This is a genomic window from Frigoribacterium sp. PhB24, assembly GCF_003755185.1.
In the GTDB taxonomy this organism is placed as follows: Bacteria; Actinomycetota; Actinomycetes; order Actinomycetales; family Microbacteriaceae; genus Frigoribacterium.
In genome coordinates, this window is sequence record NZ_RKIC01000001.1 from 22826 (window position 1) to 33918 (window position 11093).

The following is an 11093-nucleotide window of genomic DNA, read 5'->3' on the forward strand; positions in this document are numbered from 1 at the left end:
GTTCGGGGTGTCACGGGGTCAGGGAGGGGGGGAAGTCGAGGAGGCGCGGGTCAGCGACCCAGCGCGAGTCCGGCCCGGTAGGCCGCCAGCGCCGCCTCGGGCACGTCGGCGAGGTCGTCCAGCCGGACGAGGTCACCGGGGGCCACGTCGGCCACGAGCCGCGCGCCGCCGAGCAGGTAGTAGGGCGCGATGCCCTCGTCGTCGGGATCGACGATCACGGGTGCGACACCGGCGATCTCGTGGTGGTGGCCTTCGACGCGGAACGCGGTGCCGGCCGACAGCGCGTCACGGGCACGGGCGGCGAGGACCGTGTGCTGCCGGGGCTCGGGCAGGCGCGAGGTCCCGTCGACTGCCGCGACGATGCTGAGCGGGGTCTCGATTCCCATGTAGTGGTAGGGCCAGTAGATGCAGGCGTGACGACCGTCGCGGCTGACGACGTGCCCCTTGCCGCGGAGCGTCTCCCAGGTCACGGGGTCGCCTGTGCGGACGATCACGAAGACGCCGCCGGCGAAGCTCGCTTCGCCCGGCAGACGGAGCATCGAGAAGACGTCGACGACGCCGGTGCGGCCGAGCAGACCGCCGTCCTCGCGTGCCGTGTAGAGGTCGGCGAGCTCGTCGGGGCGGGCGACGGGGTAGTGCATGGACTCGACGTCGGCGCGAGCGCCGGTGTAGAGCGAGACGACGTTCATCTCGCACGAGTCGGCGGCCGCCGCGCGTGTGAGACCGGCGACCGCGGCGGCACGCGCCTCGACGGTCGCGAGGGGGTCGTCGCCGAGGTCGAGCAACGACCCGAGGGTCGGTGCGTCCACGGTCGTGCCGGCCTGGTCGACGACGCCCGTGGCCGGGTCGAAGGCGAGGTCGTACTCGCCCGACTTGCCCAGGGCCACGACGTCGAAGCCGCACTCGAGCACCCACGCCACGAGACGCAGCAGGTTCGCGGGCTGGTCGCCGTCGCCCGGCAGGTACCGCAGGCCGGCCGCTCGGGCCTTGGCGCTCAACGCCACGCCGGCCACGGACTCGACCTCCTTGCTGACCATGACGACGTGCACGCCGTGCTCGAGGGCGGTGTCGGCGTACCGGTGGCCGGCCTCGATCCGACCGGTGGCCTCGACGAGGACGTCGACACCGTCCCAGTCGACGGCCGAGGCGTCGGCGATCACGGCGATCGAGCCGGCCGACACCGCACGGGCCGTGGCCGCCGCGCTCGTCGGCGTCGCGACCTCCGACGAGGGCACCCCCAGCTCGTCGAGCATGACCGTCACGCCGGCGACGTCGGGATCGACGAGTTGCGTGGCCGTCAGGTCGGGAAGCCGGCGCAGCTGGTCGAGCAGGGTGCGGCCGTACCCGCCGTTCGCGCCCGTGAGGAGGACACGGACCGGAGTCGTGCGAGACGTCGTCGAGTGGAGGATCACCGTTGTTCCCGTTCGTTCATGAGGCCAGGGGCGGCCCGGGCGAGCATGGCAACTGTAGCGACAGTTACCAAATTGTCAAACATCGCACCAAATAGTCACATAGACTGAGTGGGCTCCCAAGGCCGCCGCTGCGTCCTCGCGAGCCCGCCCGCCACCGAAAGGTCCCGCATGTTGATAGGTGCCGTCGCCGACGACTTCACCGGAGCCACCGACCTCGCCACGGGGTTCCGCCGTCGCGGCCTCGAGACGGTCGTCGTCGTCACCCCTTCGGCGGTCGATCCCGCGACCTACGCGGGCGTCGACGCCGTCGTGGTCGCCCTCAAGACCCGCACGGCCCCGGTCGACGAGGCCGTCGAGCGGTCGATCGCGGCCCTGGCCTGGTTGGTCGACGCCGGCGCCGACCGGTTCGCCCTGAAGTACTGCTCGACCTTCGACTCGACCGACGAAGGCAACATCGGGCCCGTCCTCGACGCCTTCCGCGACCGGCTCGGCACCGACCGCGCCGTCGTCGTCCCCGCGTTCCCCGCGAACGGCCGCACGGTCCGGGAGGGTCGCCTGTACGTCGGCGACGAGCTGCTCGAGGAGTCGTCGATGCGGCACCACCCGTTGACGCCGATGACACGTTCGCGACTCCGCGACCTCCTCGCACCGCAGACGCCGACCCCCGTGACCGAGGTGCCCCTGGCGGACGTGCACGCGGGGGTCGGCGCCCTGAGGGCGGCGCTCGACACGGCTCCGGCCGGCTACCTCGTCGTCGACGCCGTGGACGACGACGACCTCGTGACGATCGGCCGCGCCTCGGCACACCACCGTCTGGTCAGCGGGGGCGCGGGCCTCGCCCTCGGGGTCGGCACCGACGACGCGCCGCCACCCGCCCTGCCCGCCGAGTTCTCGCACGTGACCGGACGACGCCTCGTCGTCTGCGGTTCGGCCTCTGCCGCCACCCGCGGGCAGATCGCGCACGCGGCCGCGACGCACCCCACGCGCAAGGTCGACCTCACGGCCGCCACGGCGGACCCTGCGGCCGAAGCCGCGGCCCTGGCCGACTGGGTGCGCGGCCTCGACGCCGACTCCGTGCCCGTCGTCTACTCGGTCGGTGAGCCGTCCGACGTCGTGACGGCGGCACCCGCGAGCACGTCGGCGGCGGCTCCCCCGGCGGCGTCCGTGGTCGAGTCGGTCCTGTCGGCCCTGGTGCACGACCTCGTCGCGGACGGCACCGTCGGGTCGGTCGTCGTCGCGGGGGGCGAGACCAGCGGCGCCGTCGTGACGGCGCTCGGCACGGCCGCCCTGGTCGTCGGGCCCGCGCTGGGCCCCGGCGTCTGCTGGACCGCCGCGACCACGAGTGGCGGCCGACCGGTCGCCCTCGTCCTGAAGAGCGGCAACTTCGGTGCCGTCGACCTCTTCTCGACCGCCTGGGAGGCTCTCTCGTGACCGCAGCCGAACGACTCGTCGAGGCCGGCCGGGCCCTCGTCGCCGCCGGGCTCAGCCCCGGCAGCTCGGGCAACGTCAGCGTCCGCGACGGTGATCGCCTGCTCATGACCGGCACCGGCACGATGCTGGGGTCGCTCACGGTCGACGACCTGTCCGTCCTCGATGCCGACGGCAGGTCGATCGCCGGCCCCAAGCCGTCGAAGGAGGTCGCCCTGCACCGGGCGCTCTACCGGAAGAACCCCGAGCACCGGGCGGTCGTGCACGTGCACTCCCCCTCCGCCGTCGCCCTGTCGTGCCTCGAGCCCTGGTCGGAGCACTGCGCCGTGCCCCCGCTGACGCCGTACTCGCTCATGCGGGTCGGGCAGATCCCCCTGCTGCCCTTCGTCGCCCCGGGCGACCCGGCCATGGGGTCGCTCGTGACCGACAGCCCGCTGCCGTTCCGGGCGGCACTGCTGTCGAACCACGGCAGCGTCGTCAGCGGCGAGGACCTCGACCGCGCCGTGCTCGGCGCCGTCGAGGTCGAGGAGGCCTGCCGGATCGCCCTGCTCACCCACGGCGCCGCCCGCCGCCTCATCCCCGCCGACCAGGTGGCCGCCATCACCGCGGCCTCGGGCATGCCGTGGACGGGGCCCACCGCACTAGGCTGACCGACGCGAGAAAGGCCGGACGTGTCCACCACAGCCCCCCTCATCCCCGAGCAGCGGCGCGAGAGCATCGTCGAGCACCTGCAGCGCGAGCGCGTGTTGAGCTACCGACAGCTCACCGACCTGCTCGGCGTCAGTCAGATGACGGTCCGACGCGACGTCGCGACCCTCGAGGACGAGGGCCGCGTCACGGCCACGCCCGGCGGGGCGAAACTGACGCCGAGGCTGCTGGTCGAGGCCAGCCGTGACGTCAAGCAGGACGTCGACGTCGACCAGAAGCGGGCCATCGCCCGCGAGGCGGCAGCCCTCGTCCGCGACCACATGACCGTCTACCTCGACGCCGGCACGACGGTGCAGGCGATGCGCGAACATCTCGACGACGTCACCGGCCTGACCGTCGTCACCAACGACCTCGCCACCGTCCGGTCGTTCTTCGACCACCCCGACGTCGACCTCATCGTCGTGGGGGGCCGGGTCGACAGCGCGAACCAGTCGACGCTCGGACGCCTGACGCGCCTGACGCTCGCCGAGCTGTCGCTCGACCTGGCCTTCATCTCGTCGAGCTCGTGGGACCTCGCGCACGGCGTCACCACACCGGTCGAGGCCAAGGTCGAGGTCAAGCGGGCCGCACTCGAGGTGGCCGAACGCTCGGTGCTCGTCGCGGACAGCTCGAAGTACGGGCGGTTCGGCAAGTACCGGGCCCTCCGTCTCGCCGAGCTGCAGACGATCGTGACCGACGACCGACTGGACGACGACGCGGCGGCGGCCCTCGTCGACGCGGGGCTCGACCTCGTGGTCGCCGCCCCGGGCGAGGCCGCCTGAGGCGACGAGCCGGAAACGCAGGAGGCGCGGGTCACGCGACCCGCGCCTCCTGCGTCCCCGGGGCCCACCGCTCAGCGCGGCACGACCGAGAACAAGAACTTCTTCTTCACCATCACCCAGAGCAGCAGCACCGAGACCGCGTGGACGATCGTGCCGACGACCACGCTCGAGCGGTCGAGCCCGGGGATCGACGCGACGGCCAGCACGAAGAACACCTGCCAGATGAACACGTAGAGGCTCGCCTGGCCGAGGGGGACGTAGAGCCAGCCGAAGGCCTTCGAGATCGGCGTCCAGAACACCGTGAGGACCGCGTAGACGCAGACGACCACCAGCGCGACGTCCACGAGTCGGCCCCACTGCATGTCGACCCGTTGGTAGCCGGTCGCGTACAGGGTGTCGTAGAGGCCGGACGGGATCGGCCCCGGGGCGAACCCGTAGGCGTGCCCGGCCCAGATCAGCGCGAGGAACCCGGCGTAGCCGACGACCGCCGCGCCCACCAGCACCTTGCCGAGCCGGGTGGTCAACGCCGTCACGATCTGCCGGCGGTACCACCCGATGACGAGGCCGTGGGTGAACAGCACCTGCCAGGCGAAGAGCGGGAACACCGCCTCGAACTGCGACGGCAGGAGGTGGACGTCGGGGAACACCACGCCGACGGCGTAGAGCGCCCAGCTCACCAGCAGCACGGCCCACCAGGCACGCCGCTTGATCGCCCACATCAGCGCCGGGATCGTCAGGCTGAGCACGACGAACAGGCCCATGATGTTGAACGGCCACGGCCCCATCTCGAGCAACAGCAGTTGGCGTACCGCGTACCACGGCGGCGGGTAGTCGAGCAGGCGGTCGACGTTCGGGTAGAGGTCGTAGACGCGCCCCTCGGCCGTGGTGCCGGTCGAGCCCGTGCCGCGGTCGGTGAACGTGGTGACGGCGTCGGTGTTCAGCAGCGGCACGACGCTCAGCGCGAAGACGATCAGGATGACCGCGAGCGTCACGACGTACTGCTTGCGCGCCCGGGCGAACGCCCCGATCGCCGCGGCCTTCTCGCCGTACTTCTTGATGCCCAGGGGGTAGACCATGCCGAGCACGATGCCGCTGAGGAACACGAACATCTCGGCGCCCGTGATCGCTCCGACGGCCTTGAGCGTGACGAACGAGAAGGGTCCGGCGACCTCGATGTGCGTGATGACCACGGCGAGGATGATGAAGCCGCGGAACAGGTCGATGCGGAGGTCACGGGCCGGCGAACCGTCGTCGGGGTAGCGCCAGCGGGGCAGCAGACGGCCCACGACACCGCTCACGAGGAAGGCCAGGGCGAGCGCCCCGGCGCAGGCCACGATCCACCCCATCTCGTCCCCGCCGCCGTCGCGCACCTGCACGGTCGCGGCGTCGCCGTCGGTCGAGGTGACCCGGTCGGTGACCGGCCCCAGGTCGATGCGATCGCTCGCCTCGAGATCGGTGCGGAGCGATCCCGCGATGCCCGGCTGGGCCGTGGCCCGCCAGTCGACCGGGCGGTCGCCGGCCTCGGCCTCGTCGCGCTCGACCTCGAGCCAGGTCACGCCGGCGATGCGGTCGTGGGTGGGCAGGGCGTCGAGCACCTGTCGCCACCAGCCCTGCTTGACGTCGAGCTCGGCCGCGCCGTCGAGCTCGTCGGCGTAGAGGGCGCCCGTGTCGAGCAGCATCGGCCGGTCGCGCCCCTCGGCGAACCGCTCGTAGAAGGTCGACGGCTGCGCCTCGGCGTAGCCCCAGGTCTCGTCGAAGCGCCCCTCGACCTCGCCGGCGGCCGGAGCCTGGTTCTCGACCAAGGGCACCGACGTGCCGGCCGCCGTCGACGCGCTGCCCTTGGCGAAGTAGAACATCGACTGGCCGACCCAGTCGACCGCGTCGTCACCCGGGTAGTAGGGCCCGTAGGGGTCGTCGGCCTCGGTCACCCGCCCGTCGTCGTTCGTGTCGAGCAGGCCGACGTCACCGGCCGGTGTCTCGGGCAGGCGACCGTCGGCGTCCGAGAACGGGTACCCCGCCCCGTACGACGGCGCCCAGACCATCCGCGCCCGGGACCCACCCGCGTGCACGACGTCGGCCAGCTCACGGAACGCGCCCACGAACGCGGTGGGCTGCTGTCCCCAGCGCTGCCAGTTGCCGTTCATCTCGGGCGCGAAGCGCACCAGCTGCGACGTACCGTACTGCCGGTCGATCTCGGTCAGCAGGTCGTCGGCCCGACGCGCGTCGGCGGAGTCGAGCTCGGACAGCCGTCCGGTCGGCTCGAGGCTGACCACGAGCACGGCGCCCTGCGCGGCGGCGGCGCGTGCCGACCGCCGCCATTCGTCGGTCGCCCGACGGTCGAGCGGGTAGTCGATGTTGACGCCGTACAGCGACGGCGTCGCGCCGAGCCGCCCGGCGTAGCCGTCGGGGCCGTCCGAACCCCAGTCGAGGTCGGGGCCGAACCACGTGCCCGAGGGTTCCGGAGGCGCGGTGGCGGCCGACGCGGACGTCGCGTCCCCGAGCACCGCCGGCCCCAGCGCCATCGGCACGAGGGCCGCGACGGCGAGCAGGGCGGCGCCGACCCGACGCGCGAACCGCCGACGCGGCGACCTCGCCGACCCCGCGCCGGTCGACGCCCCGACCGTGGACGCCGCCGCCGACGGGTGGTTCAGCGTCGGCACACGAGCGTCCACACGTTGCGGCCGCCCTCGTGCCGGTAGTCGAGGCTCTCGAGGCTGAGGAGCGCCAGGGCCAGGCCGCGGCCGTCCTCGTCCTCGAGGTCGGCCATCGAGACGGCGCTCAGGTCGATGTCGCTGGGCATGCCGTTGTCGTGGAAGACGGCCGTCAGACGGTCGTCGGTGGCCGAGAGCTCGAGGGTGAAGCGACGACCGAGGTCGGCCTCGGACCGGCGCGAGTGCTCGACGACGTTCGCGGCGATCTCGACGATGGCCGTCTCGAACGAGAAGCGGGTCTCGAGCGAGTCGTCCCCGAGCGAGGTCCACCAGGCCTCGAAGGCGTTCTGCACCAGGTCGATGCTCTCGGGTTCGACGGCCACGTCGATGACGACGGGGCCGGGACGCTCAGTCATCGAGGGCGGCCGCGACCGAGGCGCGGGGCTTGAGGATGCGGTCGAGGTTCGTGAGCCGCAGCACCATCGAGACCTGCTCGGTGGGTGCCACGAGCCGGAGGTCGCCGCCGGCCTGCCGTGCCGACTTCAGGCACGACACGAGGGCGCCGAGGCCCGACGAGTCGACGAAGGTCGTGCCCGAGAGGTCGACGACGATCAGCCGGTCGCCGGCGGCGAGTCGTGCTGCCACCTCGTCGCGCAGTTGCGGTGTCGAGACGACGGTGAGGCGCCCCTGCGGCGAGAGGACGCAGCCGCCTTCGACGGCCTCGACGGTGACGGTCATCATGATGGTTCCTTGTCGTGGGGTGCCGAGGGCCCCGGATAGAGGACGGCACGGACGATGATGCTGAAGATCACCAGGTCGAAGAGCACCCAGGCGATGTTGACCAGGGGCGCGACGCCCTCGGCCTGTCCGGTGGCGTAGCGCACGCCGACGAGCACGAGCGCGGCGACGAGGCAGGCGACGGCCCAGATCTGCGGCCGGACGAGGTCCCACCGGGGGCCCGTGGCCGCCTGGCGGGTCTTGGGCGTGACCGAGAAGCCGAGGGCCCGGCCTCGGTAGACGTTCTGGAACGCCGTCGTGACCGAGGCGATCCAGACCGGGAACAGCGCCAGCGAGTACTGCTGCCCACGCCAGGTCGGCCGGCCCGCGGCCACCACCCAGAACAGCAGTTGGTTGAGCACGAGGAACGGGATCAGGCGGGCGAAGAAGTCGGCGCTGTAGGCCTGGACGGGCACGACGCCGAACGACAGGCACAGCACGGGGGCGGCGATGTAGACCACGGCGGCGAAACCCGACAAGTAGCTCCACATGGTCGAGAAGTACATCAGGCGCTGCCCCCACGAGAGCCCCTTCTGCACGAGCGGGTTCTCGCGGAAGAACACCTGCATCGTGCCCTGGGCCCAGCGCAGGCGCTGGGTCATCATCGTCGCCAGGTCTTCGGGGGCGAGCCCGATCGCCAGGATCTCGTCGTGGTAGACGGACTTCCAGCCCAGCCCGTGCAGGCGCATCGCCGTCGCCATGTCCTCGGTGACCGAGATCGTCGCGAGCGGCATGATCGCCTGCGCCTCGGAACCCCGGTCGACGTCGAGCGCTCCGACGAGCAGCGAGATCGACTCGATGGCGGCCAGCGGCGAGGACGACCGCTGCGCGAGCAGGTCGAGCGCGGCCTCGTCGAGGGCGTCGAACGTGTCGGGGCCGAGCGACATCGCGGCCAGTTCGGCGAGGTCGCCCTTCATGGCCGCGAGGTCGGCGTCGGCGAAGCGGAAGGCGATGGTGTCGATGCTGCGCTGAAACCGGTAGGTGACGTCGCCGATGGACTCGCCCGCGGCGAACTCGGCCCGGGCCCGTTCGACGACGGTCTCGGCGTCGTCCAGCGCCTCGAGCACGCGGGGTTGGCCCACCGCCTCCTCCCGTGCCCGGACGAGCAGCTTGCGCGAGGTGCGCACGGCGCGACGCACGGCGGCCTCGACCTCGGTGACGTAGCGCGCTACCCCCAGCTGCATGAGCGCCTCCCGCCGGAGGACCGCGTTCGATCCGCAGAAGAACGCACTGTTCCAGCCGTCCTTGGACTGCTGGATCGGCCCGTAGAACAGGGGGGCCTGACTGCCGAGGGGGTCGGACTCCGGCACGTTCTCGAACCACTGCGGCGTCTGCACCAGGGCGGTCCGCTCGTCCTTGAAGTAGCCGAGGGTGCGGTCGAGGATCTCGGGCTTCGGCACCTGGTCGGCGTCGAGGATGAGCAGGAAGTCGCCCTCGGTGGCGAGCAGCGCGTTGTTGAGGTTGCCGGCCTTCGCGTGGCGCGGCCGGTCGGCCCAGTCGTCCGAGCGGGTGATGACGCCGATACCGGCGACCTCGGCGGCGGCACGGATCTCGGGGCGTCCGCCGTCGTCGAGGATCCAGGTCGTGTGCGGGTAGCGGATGCGTTGCGCCGCCAGGGCGGTGCGCATGACGAGATCGACCTCTTCGTTGTACGTCGTGACGAAGACGTCGACCGTGACCCGCGTCTCGAGGGTGTGCGGGTCGGGCGCGGCCGGCGGCTCGCCGCGTTCGCGCAGCCGCCAGGCGCCGAGGCCGAACAGCAGCGAGTCGATGACGCTGTAGGTCTCGGCGAGGATCAGCGGCACCGCGATCCACCACGACGTCCAGTTCACCGACGCGGCCCACCGCCACACGATGTAGTTCAGGCCGGCGAGCGACGCCAGCAGCACCACGACCCGGATCGCCACGATGCGACGGCCGCCGGTGGTGCGGTCGAGCAGCCGCTGGTCGCGGCGACCGAGGGTGTCGGTCACGCGCGACGGTCCATCAACACGACGGTGACGTCGTCGCGTGACAGACGACGGTGGGTCAGCTCGGCGATCGAGGCGAGGAAACCGGGCCCGTCGGCGCGGGTGACGAGACGCCCGACCTCGAGCGCCCAGTCGAGGTCGTCGTCGAGCACGTCGAGGACGCCGTCGCTCATGACGATCAGCCGGTCGCCGACGTCGAGCCGGGTGGTCTCGGTGATGTGTTCCTGCTCGTCGAGGCCGAGGGGCAGGCCGGTGCCGGCGAGGTGCTGGACGGTGCCGTCGGCCCGGACGATGAGCGACAGCCCCGACCCGGCGTCGACGAACGAGAGCTCGTTCGTGTCGAGGTCGAGCAGGGCGTGGAAGTAGGTGACGAACGAGCCGGTGCGCTGCAGGTCGTTGTGGACCGCCCGTTCGATGCGACCGACGGCCTCACCGAGGGCACGGGGGTCGGTGACGCCGGGGACCGCCGCCCGGCACGCGGCGCGGACGGACGAGCCGATGATGGCCGCGCCCACCCCCTTGCCCATCACGTCGCCGACGGCCACGTGCACGTGCCGCCCGACGACGCCGTGGTCGTAGTAGTCGCCCCCCACGCTGAGGGAGGGCAAGCAGAGACCCTCGACGTGCACGCCGTCGACGTCGAGGGGGTGCTCGGGCAGCAGCGCCTGCTGGGTGGCACGCGACGCCTCGGCCTCGGCCTCGGCGAGCAGCTCGACCTGGGCCCACGCGGCCAGGTCGCGGAACTCGACCATCTCGTCGGCCGAGAGCTGACGGGGCTCGGCGTCCATCAGGCAGAACGAGCCCACGACGTTGCCCGATCCGTCGAGCAACGGGTGCCCGACGTAGAAGCCCAGCCCGTTGTCGTTGAAGGCGCCCAGGTGGGCGAAGCGCGGGTCGACGCGGGCGTCGTCGGTCGTGATGACCTCGCCGGTGTCGGTGACGAGGCTGCAGGGCGTGTCGGTGCGTGCGGACTCGGGATCGTCGAAGCCCGCGCGGCCGACGTACAGCGCCCGGTCGTGGTCCATGACGGTCACGGACGACAACGGCACCCCGAACACCGCCCGGGCGACCCGTGTCACCCGGTCGAGCCGGTCCTCGTGCCCGGACTCGACGATCCCGAGGCTCTCGACCGCCCGCTGACGACGTTCTTCACGTGACTCGTCCCTGATCAAGACCGCTCCCCTCGCTGGGCGCGCCTGGTGGGAACGAGCCTTTTTCGAACGGTCCAACGATGCCACAGACCCCCACCATCGGTCATGACCACCGAAAGGGGGACACCGAGGAGGCGCGGGGGCGGGGGGCCCGCCCCCCCCCCCCCCCCCGGGGGGGGCCCCAGCGGGCCAATGCCCCCGAGGGGGGGACCAAATGGTAGGTGTCGAGACGGGT

9 protein-coding genes are annotated in these 11093 nt (G+C 72.1%); 3 read left to right on the forward strand and 6 right to left on the reverse strand.

The features are described 5' to 3' along the window. Positions 1–50: 50 nt before the first annotated feature. On the reverse strand, positions 51–1412 hold the full coding sequence (locus EDF50_RS00095) for a homoserine dehydrogenase (protein WP_199738510.1): 1362 nt from the start codon (positions 1410–1412) through the stop codon (positions 51–53). A 168-nt stretch (positions 1413–1580) separates the two neighbouring features. Between EDF50_RS00095 and otnK the strand changes: the two genes are divergently transcribed. From otnK to EDF50_RS00110, 3 genes are read left to right on the forward strand one after another with little or no spacing between them, the layout of a single operon-like run. Beyond that, entirely contained in the window at positions 1581–2843 is a 1263-nt protein-coding gene (gene otnK, locus EDF50_RS00100; protein WP_123517258.1) for a 3-oxo-tetronate kinase, read from the forward strand. After that, complete coding sequence (locus EDF50_RS00105; protein ID WP_123517260.1) at positions 2840–3490, forward strand: class II aldolase/adducin family protein; 651 nt, start codon at positions 2840–2842, stop codon at positions 3488–3490. Before otnK ends, EDF50_RS00105 begins: the two co-directional genes overlap by 4 nt. A gap of 21 nt (positions 3491–3511) precedes the next feature. Then, on the forward strand, positions 3512–4309 hold the full coding sequence (locus EDF50_RS00110) for a DeoR/GlpR family DNA-binding transcription regulator (RefSeq protein ID WP_123517262.1): 798 nt from the start codon (positions 3512–3514) through the stop codon (positions 4307–4309). A gap of 71 nt (positions 4310–4380) precedes the next feature. Here EDF50_RS00110 and opgC read toward each other — a convergent pair whose 3' ends face one another. From opgC to EDF50_RS00135, 5 genes are all read right to left on the reverse strand, one after another. Next, positions 4381–6969 (reverse strand): OpgC domain-containing protein, encoded by a 2589-nt coding sequence (gene opgC / locus EDF50_RS00115; protein ID WP_148076718.1) that lies wholly within the window; start codon positions 6967–6969, stop codon positions 4381–4383. Continuing rightward, a complete protein-coding gene (locus EDF50_RS00120) occupies positions 6957–7376 on the reverse strand; it encodes an ATP-binding protein (RefSeq protein WP_123517265.1) in 420 nt (139 codons plus the stop codon). The genes opgC and EDF50_RS00120 overlap by 13 nt, the downstream gene beginning before the upstream one ends. After that, the gene (locus EDF50_RS00125; protein ID WP_055977855.1) at positions 7369–7701 is read right to left on the reverse strand and encodes an STAS domain-containing protein; all 333 of its coding nucleotides are present in this window, start codon (positions 7699–7701) and stop codon (positions 7369–7371) included. Before EDF50_RS00125 ends, EDF50_RS00120 begins: the two co-directional genes overlap by 8 nt. After that, positions 7698–9644, reverse strand: a complete 1947-nt coding sequence (locus EDF50_RS00130) for a glycosyltransferase (RefSeq protein WP_233570232.1) — start codon at positions 9642–9644, stop codon at positions 7698–7700. The genes EDF50_RS00125 and EDF50_RS00130 overlap by 4 nt, the downstream gene beginning before the upstream one ends. A 62-nt stretch (positions 9645–9706) precedes the next feature. Then, entirely contained in the window at positions 9707–10879 is a 1173-nt protein-coding gene (locus EDF50_RS00135; RefSeq protein WP_123517266.1) for a SpoIIE family protein phosphatase, read from the reverse strand. Positions 10880–11093 lie beyond the last annotated feature (214 nt).

Excerpts from the sequence above, each read along its gene's own strand:
- otnK (WP_123517258.1), top strand. The coding sequence starts at position 1,581 with ATGTTGATAGGTGCCGTCGCCGACGACTTCACCGGAGCCACCGACCTC.
- EDF50_RS00120 (WP_123517265.1), bottom strand. The coding sequence starts at position 7,376 with ATGACTGAGCGTCCCGGCCCCGTCGTCATCGACGTGGCCGTCGAACCC.
- EDF50_RS00125 (WP_055977855.1), bottom strand. The coding sequence starts at position 7,701 with ATGATGACCGTCACCGTCGAGGCCGTCGAAGGCGGCTGCGTCCTCTCG.